Below are 25,127 nucleotides of genomic sequence, written 5' to 3' on the forward strand. Positions count from 1 at the left end.
CGGCTCCTCCGCGCGGACACTCCGGCGGTCGGACGCGCACAAGTGGCGATGCTCGGGTATCGGGTGATTTGATCGGTATGTCTGTGCTCCGGGCCGGACCGCGACCGTTCGGCGAGAGGTTGGGACAGGACTCCGTGAGCCACTCGTTCGACGCCGATCCGCCCACCGCCACCGATGTGGACGAGGCCGTGCTCGCGGCCGTCTTCTCGCAGTTCCCGTCCGGTCTGCACATCCTGGACACCCGGCTGCGCTTCCTGCGCTTCAACTCCGCGGCGCAGCACAACGAGCGCTTCTCGCTGGAGGGCGCGATCGGGCGCCCGCTGGGCGAGGTGCTGCGCCGCTTCGACATCGACGACACCACCGTGCTGACCGCCGAACGCCTGGCCAGGCAGGTGCTCGCCACCGGCGAACCGGCCCGCGGCTTCCTCGTCCATGTGCGGCTCTTCAGCGACCGCCACGCCGAGATGGTGGCCTCGATCTCCTGGTTCCGGCTGCAGGACCCGGGCGGGCGGGTGCTCGGCGTCGCCGCCGTCATCACCGACATCACCGAGCAGCACCGCGCCCAGGAGCGGCTGCGGCTGCTGGACCGGGCCGGCGCCCGGATCGGCACCACGCTCGGCATCGTCCGCACCGCCCAGGAGCTGGCCGAGGCGCTGGTGCCCGACCTCGCCGACCTGGCCACCGTGGACCTGCTGGACCCGGTGCTCGGCGGCGAGGCCGCGGTCCCCGGCGCGTCCGTCGAGCAGTTGCCGCTGCGCCGGGTCGGCCACCGGGCGGCCGAAGGACCGACGGCTCCCGGCCCGACGCCCCGGCCGCCCCCGGGCCGGCCGGGGCCAGCGGCCCGCCGCTCGGCAGCCGGATCCGGCACAGCCTGACCGAGCTGCGTCCGTGGCTGGTGCGCCGGCTGGAACGGGAGACCGAGTGGCTCGCGGCCGAACCCGAACAGGTCCGACTGCTGCTGGAGGCCGGGCTCGGCTCGCTGATCGCGGTACCGCTCGTCGCGCGCGGCAGCGTGCTGGGGGTGCTCTGCCTGTACCGGCACGAGACCGCGATCCCGTTCGAGGACGCCGACCTGGTCCTCGCCGAACAGCTGGCCGCGCGGGCCGCGCTCTGTCTGGACAACGCCCGGCTGCACACCCAGGAGCTGTCGGCCGCCCGGATCCTGCGGCTGAGCCTGCGGCCCGCCGAGGTCTCCGAGCACTCCGCCGTGGAGACCGCCTACAGCTACCTGCCGACGGGCACCGGCGGGGACTGGTTCGACGTCATCCAGCTCTCCGGGGCGCGGGTCGCCCTGGTGACCGGCTCCACCTCCGGGCGGAGCATCCGCGCGGCGGCGGCCATGGGGGAGCTGCGGGCGGCGATCCGTGCCCTGTCCGCCCTCGACCTGCAGCCCGGCGAGCTGCTCGCCCGGCTGCACGACCTGGTCACCCGGCTCGGCGGCGAGCGGAAGCGGGCCGCCGGGAGCGGGACGGACGCGCCGCTCTGGCGGGCGACCTGCCTGTACACGGTCTACGACCCGATCGCCCGGACCTACGCGATGGCCCGCGCCGGGGACCAGCCGTCCCCGGCGATCGTCACCCCGGAGGGCAGGACCGAGGTGATCGACGTCCCCGAGGGCCGGACGCTGGGCGAGGGCGTACCCGACTACACGACCGTCGTGCGCAGGCTGCCGGAGGGGACGGTGATCACCCTCTACAACGCGGCGCTGCTGCTGGAGAACACCCGGCAGGAGCGAGTCGACCGGCTGCTGGCCGCGCTGGCCACGGGCGACCGGCCGCTGCAGGAGGTGTGCAACGCCGTCCTCGGCACCCGCGCCGCCGTCGGCGACGGGCACGACGCGGTGCTGCTGATGGCCCGCACCCGGGTGCTGGGCCCCGACCAGCTGGCGGCCTGGACCCTGCCCAACGACCTGACGGCGGTGGCCCTCGCCCGGAAGCTGACCGCCGAACAGCTCGACCGCTGGGGGCTGCACGGGCTCTGCTTCGCGACCGAACTGGTGGTCAGCGAGCTGGTCACCAACGCCGTGCGCTACTCGACCGGCCCGGTGCTGCTGCGCATGATCCGGGACCGGGCGCTGATCTGCGAGGTCACCGACGACGCGGCGACGGCCCCGCAGCTGCGCCGCGCCGACGACTCCGACGAGGGCGGCCGCGGGCTGTACATCATCGCCCAGGTCACCCAGGGCTGGGGGCACCGCGCGGCGGGACGCGGCAAGACCATCTGGACCGAGCAGGCCCTTCCGGTCGCCCGGCCGGTCGACCAGGAACGGACCTAGCGTGCGAACCGAGCGGGGACGAGGTGCTGACGTGCGGGGTGGCAACCGGGCGCGTGCCTGGGTCGCGGGCGCGGTGACCGCGGCGGTGGCCGGTGCGGCGGTGCTGAGCGGGGGCGGACCGGGAGCGCTGCGGGTCGGCCGGGCCTACGCCGCCCCCGGGCCGCCCCCCGGAGCGCCGCTCGGGCCGTCGTGCTCGACACGGAGCCGCCGGCGGCGCTGGTCGACCCGTTCGTCGGCACCGGCAGCGGCGGCCGGTGGGTCGGCCGGATCAACGCCTTCCCCGGCGCTTCGGCCCCCTTCGGCATGGTGCAGTGGAGCCCGGACACCACCTCCCGTCCCCAGGGCGGCGGTTACGACTACGCGGACTCCGCGCTCACCGGCTTCAGCCTCACCCACCTGTCGGGCCCCGGCTGCCCGGTCGCCGGGGACGTGCCCTTCCTGCCGGTCGCCGGTGACGTCCCGGCCGCACCGGAACGGGCGACGGCGCAGTTCCGGCACGACAGCGAGAGCGCCCGGCCCGGCTACTACGCGGTGACGGCCGGTCAGGTCAGGACCGAGCTCAGCACCACCGTGCGCACCGGCATCGCCCGCTTCCACTACCCCCGGGGGCGGGCCGCGCACCTGCTGGTGAAGGTGGACGGCGGGGCCACCCGCGACTCCGACGGCCTGGTCCGCGCCGTCGGCGACCGGGAGATCACCGGCCAGGTCACCAGCGGCGGCTTCTGCGGCAGCCGGAACCGTTACACCATCTACTTCGCGGCCCGCTTCGACCGTCCGATCGGCGCCGTCGACCAGTGGCCGGGCACCACGGCGGGCGCCACGCTGAGTTTCGACCCGGACGCCGACGGCACCGTCCGGATGAAGTCCGCCGTCTCCTACGTCAGCGCCGACGGCGCCCTGGGCAACCTGGAGGCCGAGGCCGACAGCTGGGACCTGGACCAGGTCGCCGCCCGGGAACAGGACCGGTGGAACCGGCAACTGGCCTCGGTGACGGTGGCCGGCGGCACCCGCGACCAGCGCTCCACCTTCTACACCGCGCTCTACCACTCGCTGCTGCACCCCGGCGTCTTCAACGACGCGGACGGCCGCTACCCGGGCTTCGACGGGCAGGTCCACCGCACCGCGCCCGGGCACACCCAGTACGCGGACTTCTCCGGCTGGGACATCTACCGGTGCGAGATGCCGCTGCTCGCCATGACCGTCCCCGACCGGGCCGACGACATGGCCACCTCGCTGCTCAACGACGCCGACCAGGGCGGCTGGCTGCCGAAGTGGCCGGTGGCGAACGGCTACACCGCGGAGATGAGCGGCGACGCGGCGGACCCGGTACTGGCCGACGTCTACGCCTTCGGCGACCACGGCTTCGACGCCCGCTCCGCGCTCCGGCTGATGGTGCACGGCGCCGAGGACCCGCCGCAGCCGCCGGGCCAGGGCTGGTACATCGAACGCCCCTGGGGCGCCGAGTACCTGACGCGCGGCTATGTGCCCAGCACGGTGCCCGCCCCCGCTCCCGGCGCGCCCACCGGGCGCGCCCCGGCGGACCGCGCCCCCACCGACACCGCCCCGCCGGGCCCGCCGCCGCCCGCCGCGATCAGGCACAGCGCGTCGACGACGCTGGAGTACGCCGCCGCCGACTTCGCCGTCTCGCGGCTCGCCGCCGAGCTGGGCGACGGCGCCACCGCGCAGCGCTTCCGGACCCGTTCGCACAACTGGGCCAACCTCTTCGACCCGGCCACCGGCTACATCCGCCCGCGCGACGCCGACGGCGCCTTTCCGGCCGGGCCGCCGGTCGACGTCCGCGACGGCCACGAGCAGAGCGGATTCGCCGAGGGCAACGCCGCGCAGTACACCTGGATGGTCACCCAGGACCTGCCGGCCCTGATCGCCGCCGTCGGCGGGCCCGGGGCCGCCACCGCCCGGCTGGACACCTACTTCACCCAGCTCAACGCCGGTCCCGGCCGGCCCTACCACTGGCAGGGCAACGAACCCGGCTTCGCCACCCCCTGGATCTACGACAGCACCGGCCGCCCGGACCGGACCCAGGCAGTGGTCCGCTCGATCATGGACCAGCTCTACTCGCCGACCCCGGGCGGCGAACCGGGCAACGACGACCTGGGGGCGATGAGCTCCTGGTACGTCTGGGCCGCGCTCGGCCTCTACCCGGAGACGGCCGGTGCGCCGCTGCTGGCGCTCTCGACGCCGTTGTTCCCGCGCGCCGTGGTGCACCGCCCGGGCCGTCCTGACCTGGTGCTGACGACCACCGGCAGCGGACGCTTCGTCAGTGCCCTGGCCCGCGACGGGGTGCCGAGCACCCGCACCTGGATCGACCCGGCGCGGACCGGGCGACTGGATTTCATCCTGGCCGCCGCACCCGACCCGGGCTGGGGCACGGACCCGGCCGACGCGCCGCCGGTGCTGGGCTGAGCCGGCACGGAAAAAGCCGGTTGATTTGGAGAATGTTTGCTCCCATAATCAACCCATGGAGCAAGGGGCGGGGACCGGGGCGGCAACGGGCAGGGCGCAGCGCGGGCGTCCGCGCGCCTACGACCTGGACCAGGTGCTGCGCGCATCCGTCCAGGTGTTCTGCGAACGCGGACTGCACGGCACCTCGATCATGGACCTCGCCGGGGCGACCGGTCTCACCACGGGGAGCCTCTACAAGGCGTTCGCCGACAAGGACGCCATGTACCGGGCCTCGCTGGAGTGGCAGTCCAGTCAGCGGGAGGCCGAACTCCGCGAGCGGATGGACACCGGGACGACCGGGCTCGACAAGCTCCGTGCGGTCCTGGAGTTCATCGCCGACCTCTCCAGCGGCCTCGCCGGGCACGAGGGCTGTCTGGTCGTGGAGACGACCGTCGGCATCGGCGCCCGGGAGGCCGGGATCGGCGAGGTGGCGACCCGGGTGCTGGAGCGTCGCCGGGCCATGCTGGTCGAGCTGATCGAGCTCGGCCGGGCCGACGGCTCCGTCCGGACCGACGTGGACAGCGGCGCGGTGGCCGCCACCCTGCTCTGTCTCACCCAGGGGATGCGGGTGGTGGGGAAGACCGGCCCCGCGCCGGAGGCGATGGCCTCGGTCGTGTCGGTCGCCCTGACCCTGCTGACCTGAGCCCGGTGCGGTGACCTGAGCCCGGTGCGGTGACCCGAACCGCCGTGACCCGCCTGTCGTGACCCGTCTGTCGTGACCCTTTGTCGTGAACCTCTGTCGTGACCTGTCGGTCGCGATCCGCCACTCCTTCTGCGCCGCGCACCACCGAACCTAGGGATCGTCATGTCGACTCAGCCCCGCATACCCGCGACCGAGCCTGCGGAGGAGGCGCCGCGTTGGGTGTTCTTCCTGCTGGCGACCGCCGTGGGCCTGCTGGCCGCCAATCTCTACTACGCCCAGCCGCTGGTCGGGCTGATCGCCCATGACTTCCACACCTCCACCGCCACCTCCGGACTGGTCGTCACCCTGACCCAGCTCGGCTATGTGCTCGCCCTGGTCCTGGTGGTCCCGCTGGGCGACCTGGTGGAGAACCGCCGGCTGGGCGTGTCGGTGACCTCGCTCGCCGTCGTCGGCCTGGTCATGGCCACCTTCGTCACCGGTCTCGGCTGGTTCCTGCTCGCCTCGCTGCTGATCGGGCTGGGATCGGTCGCCGTCCAGATCTTCGTGCCCTTCGCCTCCCACCTCGCCTCGGAGGCGAACCGGGGGCGTGCGCTGGGGACGGTGACCAGCGGGCTGATGCTGGGCGTGATGCTGGCCCGGCCCATCTCCAGCGTGCTCGCGGAGACCGGCTCCTGGCACCTGGTGTTCGCCGTCGCCGCGGTCGTGATGCTGCTGCTGATGGCCGTCCTGCACCGGGTGCTGCCGACCCGTCACCCCGCCCGCGGCATCCACTACGGGCAGCTGCTGGCCTCGATGCCGCGCCTGGTCCGCAGCACGCCGCTGCTGCGTCGGCGGACGCTCTACCAGACGGCGCTGTTCGGCTCCTTCAGCCTCTTCTGGACGGTCACCCCGCTCTACCTGACCCAGCACTTCGGCTTCGGCCAGGGCGGGGTCGCCGCCTTCGCCCTGGCCGGCGTGGCCGGCGCGATCGCCGCGCCGATCGCCGGCCGGGTGGCCGACCGGGGCCGGACCCGGCCCGTGACCGGCATCGGCCTGGCCCTGGCGCTGACCGCGTTCGGGCTGCCCTTCCTCGCCCCGGTCGGCTCGACGGCCGCCGTCGCCCTGCTGACGGTCTCCGCGGTGGCGCTGGACTTCGGCGTCACCGGCAACCTGACGATGGGCCAGCGGGCGCTGTTCTCGCTGGGGGCGGAGCAGCGGAGCCGGCTGAACGGGGTGTTCATGACCACGTTCTACCTCGGCGGCGCGCTCGGCTCGGCCCTCGGCGCGGCCCTCTACACCGGCGGCGGGTTCGCCGCCGCCGCGTCCCTGGCCGCCGCCGTGCTGGCGGTCACCGGTGGCTACTACCTCACCGAGTTCCGTCGGCCGACGGCGACGGGCCCTGCCACCGCCACCGCCACCGTCCCCGCCCCCGCGCCGGTCCCGGCCGTCGAGGACGGCCGGGCCGAGCGGCAGGAGGCGGGTTCCGGGCGCGGCTGAGCAGTCAGTCGCGGCTGTCGCGGCCGGCGTCGGCCGCCCCGGCCCCGGCGATGCCGGTGAGCACGATGTCGGTGATGGCGCGGAGCTCGGCGTCCAGGTGGAACTCGCCCTCGGGGAGCTGGGTCCACCGGTAGAGCGTGCCTAGGTAGGCGTCGCGGAGCAGGTTGCCGACGCGGAGCGGATCGACGGTCGGCGCGATCTCGCCGCGCCGCTGGGCCGTCTCGACGGCGCCGGCGAAGAGCTCGCCGGCGTAGGGCTCCTCGTACAGCGGTCGCCCCGCCTTCACCCAGGCGGTGAGCATGGCCCGGGTGACCGCCCGCTCCTCGGTGTTGATCCTCGCCAGCAGCCCCATGCACAGCTCCAGCCGGCTCTGCAGACTGGTCCCCTCCTCGACGTCCGTGGCGGCGAGTCCGCGGCGGAGGTACTCACGCCGGCTCTCGCCCCAGGCGGCGATGAGGTCCTCCTTCCGCTGGAAGTGGTTGAAGAAGGTTCCTCGGGCCACGTCCGCGGCCTCGGCGATCTCGTCGACGGAGGTCTGCTCGTAGCCCTTCTCGGTGAAGAGCTGGAGCGCGGAGTCGTACAGCCGACTCTTGACCCGCAGTTTGTTGCGCTCGCGCCGGCCGAGCGGCTGCGCCCCGGCCACGGCCTGTGCATCGTCCATGTCTGATCCTGTTCGCACGGCGGGAGGCAGCGCCGTGTCGACCCGCATAGTCACCATGGCAATATTGTATCGCGATCCAAGTTTGACTGGGCGTTCTGGTTTGTTTCTATCAGGGGCGGCCCGGGATCACGTTCCGGTTACGGTCACCATTCGGCCAATGGTTGCATTTATCACAATATGGTCAAGACTCGTTGATCGAGTGTGCCCCGGCCGTAGATGGGTACCGCAGATGACAGATGACGGATTGTCCCCTTACAGGGAGGAAGCGACTGTTATGTCCGACATCTCGGAGCATCCCACCTCAACACCTCTGCACGACATCAACCGCCACCCGGACCTCCCCGAGATGCGGGAGCGGTACGAGCGCCTGCTGCGCGGACGGCAGGACAGCGCACTCGACGGGATGATCCTGCTGACCGGCCTGTATGCGGCCGTGTCGCCGTGGATCGTGCACTTCAGCGCGTCCAACCCGGATCTGCGGACCAGCAATCTGATCGTCGGACTCGCCGTCGCCGCATTCGGGCTCGGCCTCACCATGGCGCCGGAGCGGATGGGCCGCCTCGGCTGGGCCTGCGCCGCCGCCGGCGTCTGGCTGATCGTCACCCCCTGGGTCGCCACCGTCGGCCACCACCCCACCACCGGCATGATCTGGAACAACGTCCTGGTCGGCGCCGTAGTCGTGCTGCTCGGCTGCGCCACGGCGGGCATCCGGATGGCCACCGCCATGGCGGCGCGGAGAAACGTTCCCACGATGAGCAGCGCCCATCCGTCGAGCTGACCGCCCCACCGGCCCACCGGCCCACCGCCCCACAGCAGTCGTCGGCCCGGCCCCGCCCTGGCGGGCCCGGGCCGGCGGCGTGGGCGGCGACCGCCGGGCCGGGGTCGGCAGGCCTGGGTCGGAGGTCGACGGTCGGAGCTCGACGGTCGGAGGTCGACGGTCAGAGTTCGACGGTCAGAGTTCGACGACGACCGTGCCCAGGTGGCGTCCGGCGATGACGTCCAACAGAGCGTCCGGCGCGCGGTCGAGGCCGGCCACCCGGACATGGGGGAAGCTGATCCCGCCCGAGCGCAGCCACTCGCCGAACCGCTGCTCCCACTCCGGGCGGACCTCGGGGTCGTCGTCGGCGCTGTAGCCGCGGATGCTGATCCGCTTCAGCAGGATCTGGAAGCTGTCCAGCTCCACCGGGGCGGTCCGACCGGTGCCGGTCGCGGCCAACTGCCCGGACAGGGCCCCGGTCAGCAGGAAGCGCGCGCCCTCCCGGGCGGCGGTCTGCGCCGCCTGCAACTGCTCGCCGCCGACGCTGTCCAGGAAGACGTCGATCCCCTCGGGCGCGGCCGCGGCCAACTGCTCGGCCAGCGGCACCGCCGTGCCCCGGACCACCGCCGCGTCGTAGCCGAGCTCGTGGACCAGACGTTCGGCCTTGCCGACCGAGCCGGTGCTGCCGATCACCCGGCCGGCGCCGAGCAGCCGGGCGATCTGTCCGGCCATGGAGCCGATGGCGCTGCCGCCGGCGGAGACGAACACGGTGTCGCCGGGGTGGATGCGCACCCCCCGGGTCAGCGCCGCGTAGGCGGTCCAGCCGTGGCCCAGGTGGGCGACCGGGTCCGGCAGGTCCGTGGCCAGCAGCCGGCATTCGGCCGGGGTCGGGGCCGCGTACTCGCGCCAGCCCAGGTAGTGCGAGACCAGGTCGCCCGGGTGCAGCCCGCTGCCGGGAGGAGCCGAGACGATCTCGCCGACCGCCTCCTCGGCCAGGGTGTCGCCGGGGGAGAGCGCGGGGAAGGGCACCCCCTCGACCTCCGCGGCGCCCTGGCTGATCATCATCCGCAAGGAGGCGGAGACCCGGAAGAAGAGGTTGCGCACCAGCACCCGGTCGGTCCCCGGCCGCGGCAGTGGGACCTCGACCACGGCGAAGTTCTCGGCCGAGGGCAGGCCCTCGGGACGGGAGACGAGGCGGACCTCGCGACCGGTCTGCGGCAGGGGACTGCTCTGCGGAAGGGAACCGGGGCGCGGAAGGGACGGAGTGGTGGACACGTTGCTGCTCCTCGGCTGGGCGGAGAGGTCGGTGGCCGCTCGGGGCCGGGTCCCACGATCGTCGACGCCGCGAGGCCGTTCCAGGCAGCGGCCTCGCGGCGTCGCCTTTCGACACCGGTAGCGTGTTGACGCGTGGATTCCCTCGACCGTCAGCTCGTCCATGCCCTGTACGTCGACGGCCGCGCGCCGTTCAGCCGGATCGCCGAGGTGCTGGGCGTCTCCGACCAGACCGTCGCCCGCCGCTACAGCCGGCTGCGCCAGGCCGGCACGCTGCGGGTGCTCGGCCGGCTGAACGCCCGTCGGCTGGGGCACGTGGAATGGGTGATCCGGCTGCAGTGCGCGCCGGGCTCGTCGGGCGCCATCGCCCAGGCGCTCGCCCGGCGCGAGGACACCCACTGGGTCCGGCTGGCCTCCGGCGGTACCGAGGTGGTCTGCAATGTCCACGCCGACAGCGAGGCCAACCGCGACGCGCTGCTGCTCGACAGGCTCCCGGCCACCCGCCCGGTGACCGCGATCAGTGCCTACTGCGTCATCCACACCTACTTCGGCGGGCCGACCGGCTGGCGGGGGGCCGCCTCGGCGCTGTCCGAGGAGCAGACCGCCCGGCTGGCGTCCCCGGACGGCCCGGCCGCTGCCCCCGGCCCGGCCGAGCGGCAGGAGCCGGTGGAGCCGGAGGAGGCGGACCGGGCGCTGCTGGCCGAGCTGGCCCGCGACGGCCGGGCCGGCTATGCCGCGCTGGCGGCGGCCACCGGCTGGCACGAGGCGACGGTGCGCCGTCGGATCGCCGCGCTGCGGGCAGGCGGCGGGCTCTACTTCGACATCGACATCGACGACCGGGCGCTCGGCTACGCCAGCCCGGCGCTGCTGTGGATCACGGTCGACCCCACCCTGTTGGCCACCGCCGGCCGGGCGCTGGCCGAGCATCCGGAGGTGTCCTTCGCCGCCGCCACCACCGGCCCCACCAATCTCCTCGCCTCGGTCCTCTGCCCGGACGTCTACGCCCTGTACGACTACCTGGCCGACCGGATCGGACTGCTGCCGGGCATCCGCGCCGTCGAGACCGCCCCGATCATCCGGACCGTCAAACGGGCCGGCGCGGTGGACCGGCCCGCCCCGGCCGGCTGACGGCCGGTCACGGTGCCGGAACAGCTCAGTAGTGGGTGCCGCCGTCTATCCGGATCTCGGTGCCGGTGATGAAGGAGCCGTCCTGCGAGCCGAGCATCGCCACCACACCGGCGACCGCCTCCGGTCCGGCGAAGCCCTGACCCAGGGCCGGGGACAGCTTCGCGAACAGCGAGTAGTCCGCGTCCTCGGGCAGGCCCGGGCCGACGTTCTGCTTGCTGGAGCCGCTGCCGTCGGTCATGCCGCTGGAGATCGAGCCCGGCGCGACCGCCACGAAGCGGATGCCCTGCTTGCTGTACTCGGCGGCGAGGGCGTGGGTCATCGACTGGATGCCGCCCTTGCTGGCCGCGTAGGCGGCCATGTACGGGTGGGCGAAGGTCGCCGAGGTGGAGCTGAAGTTGACCACGGCCGGGGCGTCGCCCCGGAGCAGCGCCGGGATCGCCTCGCGGATCATCAGGAAGGTGCCGGTCAGGTTGACCGTGATGACCTTGTTGAAGAACTCCAGGCTGGTCTCGTGGGTGTGCGAGGAGCGGAGGATGCCGGCCGCGTTCACCAGCAGGTCCAGCCCGCCGAGGGCGGCGACGGCGGCGGCGACGGCCTCGCGTACCGAGCCCTCGTCGGCGATGTCGACCGGGACCGTGTGCAGCCGGGCCGCGGTGCCGGCGGTGGTGGCCAGTTCGCGGGTGGCGGCCAGTCCGGCCGTGTCGACGTCGGCGGCGACGACGTGCCCGCCCTCGGCCAGCACCCGCACCACCGTGGCCTGGCCGATGCCGGAGCCGCCACCGGTGATCAGGACACGGCGATTGTCGTAGCGGTTCATTTCCTGCTCCGTTCACTCACTGGCTGGTCGACGTCCGCGCCGACCACTGTCACGGTACGCCCGAATGGCACACTTTGCCACCTGTGCACCACGTGCACATTGGGCACGGTCGGCAGTGGCTGCATAGAATCGCTCCGTGAGCACCCCCCGCACCGCGCCCCAGCAGCAGAGCCTGACCGAACGCCGCAAGGCGGCGACCCAGCTCGACATCGCCTCCGCCGCGGCCGAACTGTTCGCCGAGCGCGGCCCCGAGGCCACCACTGCCGAGGACATCGCGCTGCGCGCGGGCATCGCGCTGCGGACCTTCTACCGCTACTTCCGCAACAAGGAGGACGCCGTCTCGCCGTTGCTCAGCACCGGTGGCGCGCGCTGGCGGGAGCTGCTGGCGGCGCAGGCGGCCGAACTCCCCGGCGCAGACATCGAGGAAGCGCTGGTCCGCGCGGCGCGGACCTCGCTGACCCCGGTGGGCGCGGCCGGGGTGGCGGCGATGGACAGCGTCCGCGGACTGCTGCGCGCCGCTGCGGCCGACCCGGCGCTGCGCGCGGTCTGGTACCGGGTGAACCAGGAGTCGGAGGAGCAACTGCCGCCGGTGCTGCGGTCGTTGAGCGGGCTCGGGGGCCTGACCGAGCTGGAGCTCAAGATGGTCTCGGCCGGGGCCACCGACGCGATCCGGCTGGCGCTGGAGGAGTGGGCCGCCACCGACGAGCCGGCCGACGGACCGAAGGGCCCGGCGGCGCTGGCCGAGCAGTGCCTGCGCCGGCTGCTGGCGTGGACCGCCCGGAACTGACCGCCCGGAACTGAACGCCCGGAACTGAACGCCCGGAACTGAACGGAGCCCTCCGTTCGATGGTCGCCACGCCCGGAACCCGGGCCGGGTGAACCCTGCCGCTGCCGGGGACGTCAACCCAGGCGTCGGCCCGGTGGGCCGGCCGGCCGGCGGACGAGCGTCCACGGCCTGTTCCCGACGACGGATCAGCACGGCCGGAGGACCCGGCCGTTGCCCAGGAGGTCCGCATTGAAACGTACCAAGGTCCTGATCGGAGCCACCGCGGTGGCCTGCCTGAGCGCCGGTGCGCTGCTGGTCGGCGGCGTCGCCTCGGCCGGTTCGAGGGCGCCCGGGCCGCTGTCGCCCGGACCGGCATCGCCCGGTCCGGCCAAGGCGGCGCCGGCCAAGACGGTGTCGAACGCCGCCCCGGTGCTGAAGTTCAGCAGTCTGAACGGCCCGGTCACCTCCAGCGAGGTCGCCTCCTTCGCGGCCTACATCAAGAACCTCACCCCGGCCGCCGACAACATCGGCAACCAGTGGGCGCAGGGGCACAGCGGCCAGGACACCGAGGCCATGGGCGAGGTCTACCAGGTCTCCGGCAACCGGGCGGTGCTCGACCGGATGATCGGCTTCTGCGACGCGGACCTGTCCGAGCGCGACGACCTCGCGCCCGCCCCGGTCGGCCAGCACGTGCTGTGGACCGGCAAGGTCGGACCCGCGTGGCCGAACGAGGTCGCGACCAAGCCCGTCAGCACCGGTGGCGAGCAGGGCGACTCGGTCGGGCACCTCGCGAACTGTGCCCGGCTGATCCTGCAGACGCCCTCGCTCTGGCACCAGCGGGTGACCATCGGCGACCCGCACGGTTACGGGGCCACCTACCTCCAGCGGGCCAAGACCTTCATCAGCCAGGCCGACTACTCCGTGGACAAGCAGGTCCTGGGCCGACTGCTGAACGTCTCCAACGGGAACCGCCAGTACTTCGCGGCCGACTCGCCCTACAAGGGCGGCCAGGCCGTGCCGTGGAACCAGCAGATGATGTTCGACTACGCCTTCCAGAACCTGGCGATCGACCACCAGATCCTCGGCGACAGTCCGCAGCGGGTCAAGCGCTACGACGGCCTGGTGCAGACCAGCGTCAACTGGTTCTTCTCGCAGGTGCACTCCTACACCGACCACGCCGGCCGGAAGGCGTACAGCTGGGACTACGCCGCCGGGACCGGCGACCTGGAGGACAACGACCACGGCAGCCTGGACCTGGCCGGCCTCTACCTGGCCTACCAGTCCGGCCGCTACCACATCACCCCGGCGATGATGGCGCCGTTCGCGAACACCTTCGTGGACGTGATGACCAAGGGCAAGCAGAAGTACGCCGGACGCGTCGACGGCAGCAACGGCTCCGGCAACAGCGCGCCCACCAACTACGTCCGCAGCGGCTGGCTGCTGATGGCCCAGTTCCAGCCCGGCGACTACCAGACGTTCATGAGCGCGGACTTCCCCACGGGGACGACCGGGGCCGACGACCGGTTCGCCAGTGCCCTGATGCTGCAGAACGCGCGCACCAAGAAGTAGCGGTCCCGCAGTTCTGCCGGGACACGGCCGACGGGCTCCCGGCCGACCGCTCCGGTCGGCCGGGAGCCCGCTGCGCGGTGCCGGTCAGCCCTGGGTGGGCATGGTCTGCGCCCCGCTGGGCACCTGCGGGCCGGGGTTCCTGGCCACCTCCTGCTGGGTGGTCAGGAACTCCTGGGCGATGGTCGCCGCCTGCAGCTGGACGTTGCCCTTGGGGAACCCGGCCGGACCCCGGCCGAACTGCAGCGACCTGCGCTGCGTCCTGCCGGAACGCCAACGCCGCCCGCGCAGCCGCACCCGCGCCCGGAGCCACCTCCTCCAACTCCCGAGCGAACGTGCGGTGCAGCTCGCAGTTGTCCCGCCCGCCCGCCAACGCGTTCACCACCCCGCCCAACGAGAAGTCCAGCATCCTCGCGACGAAGGACGAGGAGTCCTCACCAGGGTCCATCCGGGGATCGCCCACGAAATCGAAATCCACTGCACACCACCGATCCGTCAAGCACAGGCCGATCACGCCGCCACAGCACGCCGGCAAAGAGAAAGAGGGGGAGAGGAGAGGGGACCCCGGCCCGGCCGCCACGAAGGGGAGGCCGCACGGGGGGCCGAGGTCCCCGGGAACCCGCCCCGGGACGGCGAAGGGAGAAAGACACCGTCCGGAACGGGAGATCAACAACCGGGCACAGCCCGGATCACGAAGGCCGACGCCCGATCAAAGCCGGCTCGGCCACAGGAGGCACGTACCGAAGACCCTCACGCGGCAGCCTCCGCGCCAGGACCTCACGCACCCCGCGAGCGGGAGCGAACGCCGTAGCGATCCTCGCCGCCCGCAACTACAACTCCACCTCACGCGCGGACGGCTCACCGCTCACAGCCACTCACCCGGCACCGCGTTCACGTAGGAGCGCTGAATGTACTGGTAGTTGGCATGACCCGTGTCCCGCATGTGCTCCGCGATCCACTGGTTCGCCCTCGCCTCGGTGTCCCAGTCACCCGACAGCGCACCGCACTCCGGGGCATCGTCGTCAGCGGGATCCGAATGGGTCACGCACACCGCCCCCCACAACGGCGACGCCGTCGGATCGGGGTGCAGGTCGAACCGACGAAACCGAAACGTCCTCGTCAGCCCCATCCCGGACACCCCACAACTAGCCGGCTCAAGATCCAATACCTCTCGCTACTCGGAGCCCACCAGGGCGAGTGACTACCTACCTGTGCGCGGCACGCAGATGACGCCGCATCAGCACTCGTACATCCGCAGCCCCCGACGCATCTCCGACGATTCCCGCCAAGGTCGCCGCCATGCCGGCACACACCTCACACCCGCGCACCGCCACCGGAGCCGGCAGCGGGAACCCGTAGTCGAACGAGTCCGAGAACCACGGAGGCCGATACGAGTCCCTACGTGTCGGTACCCGCACCTCGCTCACAGCCCCGCCCCCGAACGCCTGCTGACATCCGCCGTGCCGAACCCGTCGCCTTCCAAGCGGTAGTGCTGCAGCAGGTCTGCGTCAGACCCAGCGCCCATCGCCAGGGGCCACCGCTTGTGGCGTAAGAACGTCCTCACTCCCTGTCTCCTCTTGCTCTCGCGCCGAACTCGATCTTGTCCAGCTGTACAAGAATCCGCGCCGCGACCCTTGCCCCGAATCGGTCGCCATGGGGGCCCGCACGTCAGTTGCACTGGTCAGCCGCTTCGCGTGGCTTCCAACTCGCACCAGACGGTCTTTCCGATCACGCGTGGGATGACCCCCCACCGGTAACTCAGCGCACTGACTATGGCCAGCCCCCTACCGCCCTCTTCGAACCCCTCGTCCGGGTCGGCGGGCTGTTGGATATTGACCACACCAGTTGCCCAGTCACGCACCTCGACCATCAATCGCTGATTGATCAAGCGGTACGTCACCGTCACCCGACTACCTCTGGTGGCTCGACCGTGCACCACAGCGTTCGCGACTAACTCGCCGATGATCGTTTCCAGATCATCAGCCAGCTCGTCCAGGCCCCAGCGGCGGGCAACATCGCGCGCCCTTGCACGAGCTACCTTGACGGCCGGGCGAAACCGGCGATACCGGACGTGCTCCGTTCTCGGGACAGGCATGCTCTTACCCCCTTGGCGTGGGTTAGGTCGCCGTGCAACCGGGAGGCGAAGCCATCAGGATCTGACGGTGCGTCGCCACAGTGGGTAGTCTGCACCTTGCTACTGCCAAAGTGTCAAGTCCCTACTTTGGGGAGACCCAATACACTGTTGCCGTTGCTGTCGGCGAGCGGCACACTTGACCTGCAAGCCCGTTGGGAGAGACGAGCGCTGGATGCCCATCAACAACAGTCCGACGATCCGTCAGCGGCGCTTGGCCAGACGCCTTCGGGAGTTGCGAGTCGCAGCAGGCATGACCCACGCTGATTCGGCCGCTGTGCTCGGGTCGGCCGAGTCGAAGATCGGCCGCATCGAGAACGCCCAGTCGGGTATCAGGCTTCCGGATCTCCGGGCCTTGCTCGACGCCTACGGTGTCGTGGACCCGAGCGGTCGCGCAGAAATAGAGCTTCTCGCCCGCGAATCAAAGCAAAAGGGCTGGTGGTCACGCTACGCCAATGCCGTAGATTCGGCCTATGCCGCGTATGTTGCAGTCGAGGCGGACGCGGACGAGCTGTACAACGTCGAGACCAATCTCATTCCTGGCCTGCTCCAGACGGCGGAGTACACGCGGGCGGTTGTCCAGCTTCAAACACCGGAGCTGACCGCAGAAGCCGTGGAAGCTCAGATCAACGTAAGACGAGAACGTCGATTGGCTCTCACGCGAGAGAATCCGCTTCAGTTGTGGGTCATCATTTCCGAGAGCGCCCTGTACCATCGCGTCGGTGGGGATGAGGTGATGAAGGCCCAGCTAGAGGCGCTGATTGTTGACAGTCGGCGACAAAATATCGAGCTTCAGGTCCTTCCACGGGAAGACCCCATGAATGCTTGCCTGTCTGGACCGTTCGTCATCATCAGCTTTCCGGGTTCGAGTGAGACCTCCATCATCTACGCCGAATCTCCAACAAGTACCTTGTATTTCGAGGAAGAGGGCGACGTGGAGACCTATGCCACGCTTTTCCGTCGACTCAACATGGCGGCAGCGAATGTTAGTAAGTCCCGCGATCTCATCATGGACGCCCTCAAGGAAATGGTATAGGTAATGAAGTCATACATTGAATGCGCTTCGACGGTGGGGCTGGAGTGGGTGAAGTCCTCGTTCTCCGGCACCAACGGCAACTGCGTGGAGATCGCATCCCTACCCGACGGTGGGCGTGCCATTCGTGACAGCAAGAACGAGCATGGCCCCGCCCTGTGCTTCACGTCGCAGGAGTGGGCTGCTTTCATAGCCGGCGTGCATGCAGGCGAGTTCCCCGCTTCCTGAACCTGATCAGCAGGGGCCCCGACGCAGCACTATTGCGCCGTGGGCCCCTGCCGTGTCTCAGCGTCTGTCGTCCAGCCGATGCTTTTGTGTTCGAGAGCCGTGGCCTCCGGCGGGGGCGCTTCGGCACCGGGAGCGGGCGGCCGTGCCCGCGCACGTCCCCTTGATCTGCTGGCCCTGCATCACCGAGTCGGTCGGGGCCGACAGCGTTGTGGTGGCGGGGCAGCGGTCGCGCTGCTGCTCGATCCGGAGGTGGCGGCGACGGCGCTGGCGCTGGCGAGCGCCGCCAGTACCAGCAGCGTCAGCAAGTTGGCCAGGGTGGTGCGCACGCAGCGGTGCACCCTGGGCAACTGCACAGCCAAGGCGAGGCTCCTTGTATGGGCAAGTTGAAGGGGGCGCGTCGATCGTGGACCCCGGTCGATCAGCCTGTCGATGGTCAGAAGCCCTCGCCCTCGCCGAGTCGTCCGGCCTGCGCGCAGGGTCGGCAACCGGACCTGTCCCAGCAGCCGTTTCTCCGGAGGGGGACCCCGGTGGTGGCATCCCCGGCCGCGGCGCGGCTACGGCTTGCGGGCGAGGCCCGCGTAGGCCATCACCTCGTGGTCCCCGAGGACCGGGTCGTCGTCCAGCTCCGGGTGCCAGCGGTTGATCAGGACGACCCCGGGGTCGTCCAGTTCCAGCCCGTCGAAGAACCGTTCCACCTGGGCGCGGGTGCGCAGGTGGTTCTCGATCCCCGCCTCCCGGTAGCGCCGGGACGCCACCTCGGCCCGCTCGGGGGCGGAGTCGCCGGTGCCGGCGGTCAGCGCCAGGAAGCTGCCGCTGGGCAGCGCGTCCAGCAGCTGTTCGACGAGCGAGTGGACGGCGTCGTCGGACAGGAAGTGCACGAGGTTGATCAGGGTCAGCGCGACCGGCCGGGTCAGGTCGAGGGTGCCGCGCAGCGCCGGGTCGGAGAGGATCTTCCCGGGATGGCGCAGGTCGCCGTCGATGTAGGCGGTCCGGCCCTCCGGCGCGCTGGTGAGCAGGGCGCGCGCGTGGGCGAGCACGATCGGGTCGTTGTCCACGTACACCACCCGGGACGCGGGTTCGACGTCCTGGGCGACCTCGTGCAGGTTGGGCGCGGTGGGGATGCCGGTGCCGATGTCCAGGAACTGCCGGACGCCGTGCACCGTTGCCAGCCGGCGGGTGAGACGGTGCATCACCGCGCGGGCGGCACGGGCGGAGGCCCGTGAGCCGGGCCACTCCTCGACGATCCGGTCACCGGCCTCGCGGTCGGCGGCGAAGTTGGTCTTCCCGCCCAGCATGTAGTCGTACACGCGGGCGGAGTGCGCGCGGTCGGTCTGCAGGTCGACCGTCGGTATCGGCTCGCGCAGACCTGGCCGCATCCAGGAACCAGCTTCGGACCTGTCCACCCGGCAACCTCCACGTTGACTGTTGATCCAACTGAACCACAGAGAACGGCGCGATGTCAGCTCGACCCAGGCCCGATCCGGCCGCGCTCCCGGCAGTGGACACGGCGCCGCCGTCGCCCGTGGGGGGAGGCGACGGCGGAGAGCGAGCCCGGAGCGGTGGTCGTGGACAGCCCGGGTGCTGCTCAGTCGGCGCTGTTGCCCCGGGCGATGGGGATGTTGTTCAGGTAGGGGTGGGGCAGGTCGAACGCGTCGACCAGGGTGGTCAGGTGGGGGGCGAGGTCGTTGTGGAGGGCGTCGGTGAGGGTGGGGAGGTGGTGGACCTGCTGGCCGGTGAGGTGCTGGTCGGCCAGCAGGTCGGCGGCGTGGTGGTGGAGTTGGTCGAGGAGGAACAGGGTGCAGAGCTGCTTGAGCAGGCGGTGGGTGTGGGTGCTCGGCGCGAGGGTGTCGAGGGCGGTGAGGTAGGCGTCGGTGGCGTGGAGGGTGGTGTGCAGGTCGAGCATGGTCAGGGCGGCCGTGGAGGTCTGGTTCCAGCGGGCCTGGGGGGAGTTGGGCGGATTGTGGCGCAGGGCGGCGCGGGCCCGGTTGCGCCAGATGGCCTCGGCGTGGGCGAGGAGGGAGCGGAGGTGGTGGGGGTCGTTGAGGTGGTCGGTGGTGGTCGGCGTGGGGGTGGACGGTGGCGGTGTGGTCGGGTGCTGGAGCAGCAGTTCGGCCGCGGCCTTGGTGGAGATGAGCAGGTTGTCGCCCTCGGCGGTGATGGTGCCCTCGATGTAGGGGGCGAGCGAGGCCAGGTGGTTGGCGGGCATCAGGCCCTGGGCGCCGCAGCGTTCGCGGGCCTCGGTGGCGATGGTGCGTGCGTTCCAGGTGATCCACGCCTTGGCGGTGGCGACCTGGTGCTCGGTGTCGGTGCGGTTGTGGGGGGTGTGCTGGGCCCAGGCGTGGAGGACGCTGCGGTGCAGGAAGGTCATCGCGTAGGCGGTGGCGAGCTGGGTGAGCAGCCGGGCGTGGTGGGTGCGGTGGGTGTTGACCGGGCTGTGCTGGTCGGGGCGCGGCCCGGTGGTGCGGCGGTTCTGGCCGTAGTGGACGGCGATGGCGAGGGCGGCGCGGGAGGCGCCGACGGCGGCGGCGCTCATGCAGAGCTTGCCGGTGGTGACCCGGGCGATGGAGTGCAGGAAGCGCTTGCGGCGGTTGCCGAGGTTGCTGGTGAGGGTGTGGTCGGCGGCGAGCCGGCCGTGGTCGGCCTGCAACAGGGCTTCGGGAGGCAGCCGCAGGTGGTGGAAGGCGGTGAGGCAGTGGTCGACCGGGGCGTCCGGCCGCAGCGGCAGCTGGTGCACCTGGACGCCCGGAAGGTGGCCGTGTTCGTCGCTGAGGGGGGTGTGGAAGAGGTAGACGCCCTGGTCGCGGCCGTCGATGAGCAGGCGGGCGGCGACGACGGCCGACTTGGGGCCGCCGGTGGAGCTGGTGTTGGGCATGAACTTGCGGGCGCCGGGGTGCGGCGTGTGGAGGGTGAATCCGCCGGTCTCCCGGTCGAGTTCGGCGGTGGTCTCCAGATGGGCGGCGTCGTTGCCGTGGTCGACCTCGGTGCACAGGAAGGTGCCTATCCGGCGCATGGCGGTGTACTGGTCCAGGTCACGGCGGTGGTCGTGGTCGTGGTCCAACAGGCTGCCGAGGAAGAGGTTGTAGTGAATGCTGGCGACGGTGCACAGGCCGCCGCCGCCCTCGACGATGGCGGCCCACTCGTGCAGACCGGCCAGGAGGGCGGGGTCGGCGGCGAGGTGCTCGGGCTCGTCCAGGGTGTCGTTCACCAGGTGCAGCCACTCGTAGGAGCGGGCGGACTGCTCGGCCGGGGTACGGTCGGGGCTGTGGCGGAACGTGGGATCGCTGATCAGACGGCGCCAGGTGCCGTGGACGCGTTCGCGCTCGCTGCCCCGGCCGAAGAGCAGCCGGGCCAGCTCGCGGGCGGCCGTCCGCTCCGCCGCGGGCTCGGCGTCCGCGGGCTCGGTGCGGTCGGGCTCGGCATGGTCGGGTTCGGCGCAGTCGGGTTCGGCGCGGTTGGCAGGCTGGGTGGCCAGAAGGGTCATGAGTCTCTCCCCCGTGTTGCAGATCCGTGGGTTGGGACGTGCAGCGAGCAAGAAGATACCGGGCCGCCGGTTTTCTTTTCAAGTAAGAAAACGGACTGCCTTCACTCGGGCGCCGCTCGCCCCGCGGTCGAGCCCGGTGGTGGGGCTCGGACGGTCCGCCGGGCGGGCGTCGGGAGGTGCGGCTCCGCCTCCGGTTCCCGGCGCGGCCGGGCGCCCCATGTCCGTTGTGCGGGCTGGTCGTTGCGCCGGATCAACTAATCTGTCCGCAGTGCGGGAGCGGGCGCTCCGGGCGGTCTGTGCGGCGGGTGCGGGCGGCCTGCGGCCCCGGCCCGGCTGCCGGTCCAGGGCTGGTGCGGATGTTGCGTGTGGGGAAGGGGGAGTGCAGTGGGAGTCGGGTGGGGTTGCTTCTGATGAGAATATACCGCGCGTGCCGTTTTTGTTTCGATGCGGTTCATGGTATTCATTGATGGGTTTGCTACGAAGCCCGTAGCCAGCAGGGGTCTCGTGTCGGTTGTTCGCGGATGGATACGAACCAGTTGGTTTATTTCTTGTGTCGGTTGAGTTGACTCGGAGGTGTGCAGTGGCGCTTCAGGAACGGGCCGTCAGGACGAGGCGGGCGATCCTTGTAGCGGCCGCTGCGGTTTTTGCCGAGGTCGGGTACGAGGCGGCGACGATTTCGGAGATCCTGCACCGGGCGAATGCCACGAAGGGGTCGTTGTACTTCCACTTCGCGTCGAAGGCGGAGCTGGCACAGGGGGTGCTGGCGGGGCAGTTGGCGGCGCTGCCGGCCCCGCCGCGGCAGGATTTGATGCTCCAGCAGGGGCTGGACGAGGCATTTCTGCTGGCCCACCTGTTGTCGGTGGGCGATCCGGTGGTGCGGGGGAGCGTCCGGTTGACGGTGGACCAGGGCGCCCCCAATGACGGCCTGGACCGGCGGGTGCCGATGTGCGGGTGGATCGAGCGGAATATGGAAGTCCTGGGGCGGGCGAAGGAGAACGGCGAACTGCTGACCCACATCGACGTGTCGGCTGCGGCGCGGATGTTCGTCGGGGCGTTCACCGGTGTGCAGGTGCTGTCCAAGGTGATGACCGATCATGTCGACCTGCCGGAGCGGGTGTCGGACCTGCAGCGGCACCTGATGGCGAGCATCGCGGTCCCGGCGGTGCTGGCGCAGTTGGACATGGCTGCCGACCGCGGCACCCGGGTGTACGAGGCGGCGCTGAAGCTGCGCGACGGGGGCGGGGAGCTCGAACGGGACCCGGCCGCCGAACAGGCGGGTCCGGTCGGCTGACGACCCGTCGACCGGGACACCGTCGCACGGCTGGTGCGGTCGGTGGGAGTGGGTCTACACCGGTGCATGGTCGTAGGCTCTGCGGGCGGGGACTGGTCCCTGCGGGTACAGCGCGGTTTTCGTTCGGTTTCCTACTGGGGAGTGACGGCGATGAAGACGAGTGCGTGTCCTTATGTGTTGGACGTGTCAGGACGTGACCTGCCGGGGGAGGGGGCGTTGCTGCGCTCGGAGGGCCCGGCGGTGCAGGTGGAGTTGCCGGGCGGCGTGGTGGCCTGGGCGGTGGTCGGGCAGCGGCACGTGGAGCGGCTGCTGACGGACCCGCGGGTGTCGAAGGACGCGCGGCAGCACTGGCCGGCGTTCGTGGAGGGGCGGATCACCGAGGAGTGGCCGCTGTATCCGTGGGTGGCCAACGAGAACATGCTGTTCGCGTACGGCAGCAGCCATGCCCGGCTGCGCCGGTTGGTCGCGGCGGCGTTCACCGCGCGGCGTACCGAGGCGTTGCGTCCGCGGGTCGCGGAGATCGCGGCCGAGTTGCTGGAGGGTCTGGCGGCCGCGGGGACCGAGGGGCCGGTGGACCTGCGGACGGCCTTCGCGGAACTGTTGCCGATGCGGGTGATCTGCGAGCTGTTCGGGGTGCCGCAGGGCGCCGCGACCGATGCGCTGTGCGTGGCCCTGCACAAGGTCTTCGGTACCACGGTCTCGGGACAGGAGATCGAGGCGGCGCGGATGGAGGCGTTCGGGCTGCTGGCGGCGCTGGTCGCGGCGAAGCGGGCCGAGCCGGGCGACGATCTGACGTCCTTGCTGATAGCCGCGCGCGACCAGGAGGACCGGTTGAGCGAGGAGGAACTGCTGGGCACGCTGTTCCTGATGATCGCCGGCGGCCAGGACACGACGGCGGCGCTGATCACCAATGCGGTGGGCGCGCTGCTGACCGACCGCGGGCAGTTGGACCTGGTGCTGTCGGGGCAGGCCACCTGGCAGGACGTGTGCGACGAGGCCATGCGGGTGCACACGCCCGGTGCGTACTCGCCGATGCGGTTCGCCGTGGAGGACATCGACCTGGACGGGGTGCTGATACCCAAGGGCGACCCGATCCTGGTGTCGTTCGCGGCGGCGGGTCTGGACCCCGAGCTCTACGGCCCGGACGCGGACCGTTTCGACGTCCTGCGCAAGGACCGCGACCTGCTGGGCTTCGGGCACGGCACGCACCGGTGCATGGGTGCTCCGCTGGCCGAGGCGGAGGCCACGCTGGCCTTCGCCGCCCTGTTCGAGCGGTTCCCCCGGATGCGGCTGGCCTGCGAGCCGGGCGAACTGCGGCCGATGGAGAGCTTCTTGATGAACTCCTACCGGGAACTGCCGGTACTGCTGACCCCGGCCGACTGACCCCGGCCGACTGACCGGCCGACCTGTGCCGCCCCGTCGTCCCGGTCCCGGGGCGGCGGGGCGGCGCTGTCGGGACCGTCAGGGGTAGGGGGCGTCGATCAGGTAGCGGCCGGGTGCGGGGGCGTCCAGCCGGGTCCAGTCCCCCTCCGGAGCGAGGCGGGCGCCGGTTGGTCCGTGGACGGCCAGCCAGGTCGACCAGGGGATGCGGACGAGCACCCGGGCGGGGCGGGCGAGGGTGAGCTGCACGTCGGCGGCGTCGGCGTGGTCGACGGTGGCGGGCGGCTCGGCCAGCGGGAGCGGATCGGTGACGCGGTAGAGCCGCCAGGAGGGGTCGTGCCAGATCTCCTGCAGCCAGGCGGGCCGTGTCCGGACCAGGGCGGCCTCGTCGTCCCCGGCGGTGTCGGTCGGGGCGGTGGACAGGGCGACGTAGTGCACGGCCCAGAGCTGGAGCCAGGCGTGGTAGCTGGCGGGGGTGAGGGCGCCCTGGTAGAAGAGCGGGTTGCGGCGCAGGTCGAGTTGGCGGTTCCAGCCCCGGGCCAGGTCCGCCGAGCCGACCAGGCCCCAGGACTCCCAGTGGTTGCGCATCGGGACGGCTTCGAGGCGGCCCCGGTCGGCGTGGAGCCGGCGGAGCTCGGCGGTGAGCCCGGTGGCCTGGTGGGCCGAGGAGGGCGCGACCCCGTTCAGCAGGTCGGCGTTGACCAGCCAGAAGGCGGTCGCGGCGAAGGCGGCGAGCGGGACGGCGAGCCCGCGCAGGGTCCGGCTCCCGGAACGTGCCGTGCGGGCGCCGAGCGCGGCCAGGAGGACCACGCTGCCGAAGATCAGCGCCAGCCGTTGCACATTGCTGCCGATCGGGGTGGACAGCGCCCAGGTCAGCACCGTGCCGAGGGCGTAGACCGCGGCGGCGGCGCGGACGGTCCGCCAGTCGCGCGGGCTGAGCAGGGCGACGGCGGCCGCGCTGGCCAGGCAGAAGACCGCCGTGGAGGTCTCCATCGGGTCGATCCCGTCGAAGGGGAACAGCAGTGTGGTGAGCAGGACCAGCAGCGGCGGCGGGACGGCCAGCGCCCAGCCGGCCCGTCGTCGGCCGGTCAGCAGCAGCGCGGCCGCCACGGTCACGACGAAGAGCCCGGCCACCGGGCTGCCGGAGGTGGCCAGCAGGGCCAGCAGGGCGGCGCTCGCGGTCCGCGGCCACCCGGGGCGCCGCGGTGTGCCGGTCGCCGTCGCCACCGCGGCCAGGCCGAAGGCCAGGCCCAGGGCGAAGGTCACCCGTCCGGCGGCGATGTTGCAGGTCAGGGCGAAGGCCCCCCACAGGGCGACCGGCAGCGGGCGCTCCAGTGGGGAGCGTCGTACCAGCAGGGCGAGCAGCGCGGCCGAGGCCGTGGCCGCGCCCACGGCCAGGGTGCGCACCCCGAGGAGGGCCATCAGATAGGGCGTCAGCAGGCTGTACGAGGCGGGGTAGGCGCCGCCGTACCAGGCCAGGTCGTAGGCCGAGCCCGGGTGCCGGGCCGCGAAGTCGGCCCAGGCCCACTGCGCGGCGAGGTCGCCGCCGACGCCCGCCAGGTACCGGGCCCAGAGGGTGGCCAGCAGTAGCGCCGTCGCCGCGGCGGCCCACACCGGGCTGCAGCGTTTGATCCGCCGGGCGGGCCCCGACTGCAGAACGCCCACGCTGCTCGGCTCTCCCGTCTTCGGTGAGGGGGTCTCAGAAGCCGACAATAGCCGTGAAACCGGTAGTAATCGCCCCGGATCGGTCGTGCGGGTC

23 protein-coding genes are annotated in these 25,127 nt (G+C 71.7%); 13 read left to right on the top strand and 10 right to left on the bottom strand.

Annotated elements, in window-relative coordinates:
• The first annotated feature begins 134 nt into the window (after positions 1–134).
• From BS75_RS45285 to BS75_RS38665, 5 genes are all read left to right on the top strand, one after another.
• The gene (locus BS75_RS45285) at positions 135–875 is read left to right on the top strand and encodes a PAS domain-containing protein (RefSeq protein ID WP_052070255.1); all 741 of its coding nucleotides are present in this window, start codon (positions 135–137) and stop codon (positions 873–875) included.
• Between the two features lie 20 nt (positions 876–895).
• Complete coding sequence (locus BS75_RS43700) at positions 896–2,275, top strand: ATP-binding SpoIIE family protein phosphatase (RefSeq protein WP_052070259.1); 1,380 nt, start codon at positions 896–898, stop codon at positions 2,273–2,275.
• Positions 2,276–2,464: 189 nt separating this feature from the next.
• Positions 2,465–4,699, top strand: coding sequence for a GH92 family glycosyl hydrolase (locus BS75_RS38655; RefSeq protein WP_052070261.1), 2,235 nt, complete (start codon positions 2,465–2,467; stop codon positions 4,697–4,699).
• Between the two features lie 55 nt (positions 4,700–4,754).
• A complete protein-coding gene (locus BS75_RS38660; protein WP_042439823.1) occupies positions 4,755–5,381 on the top strand; it encodes a TetR/AcrR family transcriptional regulator in 627 nt (208 codons plus the stop codon).
• A gap of 162 nt (positions 5,382–5,543) precedes the next feature.
• The gene (locus BS75_RS38665) at positions 5,544–6,857 is read left to right on the top strand and encodes an MFS transporter (protein ID WP_081983039.1); all 1,314 of its coding nucleotides are present in this window, start codon (positions 5,544–5,546) and stop codon (positions 6,855–6,857) included.
• A 4-nt stretch (positions 6,858–6,861) separates the two neighbouring features.
• On the opposite strand, the gene BS75_RS38670 is transcribed toward BS75_RS38665, so the two are convergent.
• Positions 6,862–7,518 (bottom strand): TetR/AcrR family transcriptional regulator, encoded by a 657-nt coding sequence (locus tag BS75_RS38670; RefSeq protein ID WP_042439822.1) that lies wholly within the window; start codon positions 7,516–7,518, stop codon positions 6,862–6,864.
• Positions 7,519–7,792: 274 nt separating this feature from the next.
• On the opposite strand from BS75_RS38670, the gene BS75_RS38675 reads away from it, so the two are divergent.
• A complete protein-coding gene (locus BS75_RS38675; RefSeq protein ID WP_042439820.1) occupies positions 7,793–8,296 on the top strand; it encodes an SPW repeat protein in 504 nt (167 codons plus the stop codon).
• A gap of 174 nt (positions 8,297–8,470) precedes the next feature.
• Here the strand turns inward: BS75_RS38675 and BS75_RS38680 are convergent, their stop codons facing one another.
• Entirely contained in the window at positions 8,471–9,550 is a 1,080-nt protein-coding gene (locus tag BS75_RS38680; protein ID WP_042439818.1) for an MDR family NADP-dependent oxidoreductase, read from the bottom strand.
• A 132-nt stretch (positions 9,551–9,682) separates the two neighbouring features.
• On the opposite strand from BS75_RS38680, the gene BS75_RS38685 reads away from it, so the two are divergent.
• The gene (locus BS75_RS38685; RefSeq protein WP_034091560.1) at positions 9,683–10,675 is read left to right on the top strand and encodes an Lrp/AsnC family transcriptional regulator; all 993 of its coding nucleotides are present in this window, start codon (positions 9,683–9,685) and stop codon (positions 10,673–10,675) included.
• A 25-nt stretch (positions 10,676–10,700) separates the two neighbouring features.
• On the opposite strand, the gene BS75_RS38690 is transcribed toward BS75_RS38685, so the two are convergent.
• The gene (locus tag BS75_RS38690) at positions 10,701–11,492 is read right to left on the bottom strand and encodes an SDR family NAD(P)-dependent oxidoreductase (RefSeq protein WP_034091561.1); all 792 of its coding nucleotides are present in this window, start codon (positions 11,490–11,492) and stop codon (positions 10,701–10,703) included.
• A gap of 136 nt (positions 11,493–11,628) precedes the next feature.
• Between BS75_RS38690 and BS75_RS38695 the strand changes: the two genes are divergently transcribed.
• Together BS75_RS38695 and BS75_RS38700 are read left to right on the top strand one after the other, a co-directional pair.
• Entirely contained in the window at positions 11,629–12,279 is a 651-nt protein-coding gene (locus BS75_RS38695; protein WP_034091562.1) for a TetR family transcriptional regulator, read from the top strand.
• A gap of 228 nt (positions 12,280–12,507) precedes the next feature.
• Complete coding sequence (locus BS75_RS38700; protein WP_034091563.1) at positions 12,508–13,827, top strand: hypothetical protein; 1,320 nt, start codon at positions 12,508–12,510, stop codon at positions 13,825–13,827.
• 84 nt (positions 13,828–13,911) lie between these two features.
• Here the strand turns inward: BS75_RS38700 and BS75_RS38705 are convergent, their stop codons facing one another.
• The 3 genes from BS75_RS38705 to BS75_RS38715 form a co-directional block, all read right to left on the bottom strand.
• Complete coding sequence (locus BS75_RS38705) at positions 13,912–14,121, bottom strand: hypothetical protein (RefSeq protein ID WP_034091564.1); 210 nt, start codon at positions 14,119–14,121, stop codon at positions 13,912–13,914.
• Between the two features lie 568 nt (positions 14,122–14,689).
• Positions 14,690–14,953 carry a DUF7848 domain-containing protein gene (locus tag BS75_RS38710; protein WP_034094647.1) on the bottom strand — a complete coding sequence of 88 codons (264 nt, stop codon included), beginning with the start codon at positions 14,951–14,953 and terminating at the stop codon, positions 14,690–14,692.
• A gap of 552 nt (positions 14,954–15,505) precedes the next feature.
• A complete protein-coding gene (locus BS75_RS38715; RefSeq protein ID WP_034091565.1) occupies positions 15,506–15,919 on the bottom strand; it encodes an ATP-binding protein in 414 nt (137 codons plus the stop codon).
• 211 nt (positions 15,920–16,130) lie between these two features.
• Between BS75_RS38715 and BS75_RS38720 the strand changes: the two genes are divergently transcribed.
• Both BS75_RS38720 and BS75_RS38725 read left to right on the top strand, forming a co-directional pair.
• Positions 16,131–16,991 carry a helix-turn-helix domain-containing protein gene (locus BS75_RS38720; protein ID WP_034091566.1) on the top strand — a complete coding sequence of 287 codons (861 nt, stop codon included), beginning with the start codon at positions 16,131–16,133 and terminating at the stop codon, positions 16,989–16,991.
• Between the two features lie 3 nt (positions 16,992–16,994).
• Entirely contained in the window at positions 16,995–17,216 is a 222-nt protein-coding gene (locus tag BS75_RS38725; RefSeq protein ID WP_034091567.1) for a DUF397 domain-containing protein, read from the top strand.
• Positions 17,217–17,395: 179 nt separating this feature from the next.
• Here the strand turns inward: BS75_RS38725 and BS75_RS48850 are convergent, their stop codons facing one another.
• The 3 genes from BS75_RS48850 to BS75_RS38735 form a co-directional block, all read right to left on the bottom strand.
• Entirely contained in the window at positions 17,396–17,575 is a 180-nt protein-coding gene (locus BS75_RS48850) for a hypothetical protein (protein ID WP_152646337.1), read from the bottom strand.
• Positions 17,576–17,770: 195 nt separating this feature from the next.
• Complete coding sequence (locus BS75_RS38730) at positions 17,771–18,592, bottom strand: SAM-dependent methyltransferase (RefSeq protein ID WP_034091568.1); 822 nt, start codon at positions 18,590–18,592, stop codon at positions 17,771–17,773.
• A gap of 209 nt (positions 18,593–18,801) precedes the next feature.
• On the bottom strand, positions 18,802–20,697 hold the full coding sequence (locus BS75_RS38735; protein WP_081983042.1) for an acyl-CoA dehydrogenase family protein: 1,896 nt from the start codon (positions 20,695–20,697) through the stop codon (positions 18,802–18,804).
• Positions 20,698–21,277: 580 nt separating this feature from the next.
• Between BS75_RS38735 and BS75_RS38740 the strand changes: the two genes are divergently transcribed.
• Both BS75_RS38740 and BS75_RS38745 read left to right on the top strand, forming a co-directional pair.
• On the top strand, positions 21,278–21,988 hold the full coding sequence (locus BS75_RS38740; RefSeq protein WP_034091569.1) for a ScbR family autoregulator-binding transcription factor: 711 nt from the start codon (positions 21,278–21,280) through the stop codon (positions 21,986–21,988).
• 183 nt (positions 21,989–22,171) lie between these two features.
• Complete coding sequence (locus BS75_RS38745; RefSeq protein ID WP_331281462.1) at positions 22,172–23,371, top strand: cytochrome P450 family protein; 1,200 nt, start codon at positions 22,172–22,174, stop codon at positions 23,369–23,371.
• 78 nt (positions 23,372–23,449) lie between these two features.
• On the opposite strand, the gene BS75_RS43705 is transcribed toward BS75_RS38745, so the two are convergent.
• On the bottom strand, positions 23,450–25,033 hold the full coding sequence (locus BS75_RS43705) for an MFS transporter (protein WP_231608019.1): 1,584 nt from the start codon (positions 25,031–25,033) through the stop codon (positions 23,450–23,452).
• Positions 25,034–25,127: the final 94 nt, after the last annotated feature.

Origin of the sequence: Streptacidiphilus albus JL83 (genome assembly GCF_000744705.1) — a bacterium.
GTDB lineage: Bacteria > Actinomycetota > Actinomycetes > Streptomycetales > Streptomycetaceae > Streptacidiphilus > Streptacidiphilus albus.

What these genes read in the sequence shown, in the direction of transcription:
- BS75_RS38660 (WP_042439823.1), top strand. Translation starts at nt 4,755, where the DNA reads ATGGAGCAAGGGGCGGGGACCGGGGCGGCAACGGGCAGGGCGCAGCGC.
- BS75_RS38665 (WP_081983039.1), top strand. Translation starts at nt 5,544, where the DNA reads ATGTCGACTCAGCCCCGCATACCCGCGACCGAGCCTGCGGAGGAGGCG.
- BS75_RS38670 (WP_042439822.1), bottom strand. Translation starts at nt 7,518, where the DNA reads ATGGACGATGCACAGGCCGTGGCCGGGGCGCAGCCGCTCGGCCGGCGC.
- BS75_RS38675 (WP_042439820.1), top strand. Translation starts at nt 7,793, where the DNA reads ATGTCCGACATCTCGGAGCATCCCACCTCAACACCTCTGCACGACATC.
- BS75_RS38690 (WP_034091561.1), bottom strand. Translation starts at nt 11,492, where the DNA reads ATGAACCGCTACGACAATCGCCGTGTCCTGATCACCGGTGGCGGCTCC.
- BS75_RS38710 (WP_034094647.1), bottom strand. Translation starts at nt 14,953, where the DNA reads ATGGGGCTGACGAGGACGTTTCGGTTTCGTCGGTTCGACCTGCACCCC.
- BS75_RS38715 (WP_034091565.1), bottom strand. Translation starts at nt 15,919, where the DNA reads ATGCCTGTCCCGAGAACGGAGCACGTCCGGTATCGCCGGTTTCGCCCG.
- BS75_RS38720 (WP_034091566.1), top strand. Translation starts at nt 16,131, where the DNA reads ATGCCCATCAACAACAGTCCGACGATCCGTCAGCGGCGCTTGGCCAGA.
- BS75_RS38725 (WP_034091567.1), top strand. Translation starts at nt 16,995, where the DNA reads ATGAAGTCATACATTGAATGCGCTTCGACGGTGGGGCTGGAGTGGGTG.
- BS75_RS38730 (WP_034091568.1), bottom strand. Translation starts at nt 18,592, where the DNA reads ATGCGGCCAGGTCTGCGCGAGCCGATACCGACGGTCGACCTGCAGACC.
- BS75_RS38735 (WP_081983042.1), bottom strand. Translation starts at nt 20,697, where the DNA reads ATGACCCTTCTGGCCACCCAGCCTGCCAACCGCGCCGAACCCGACTGC.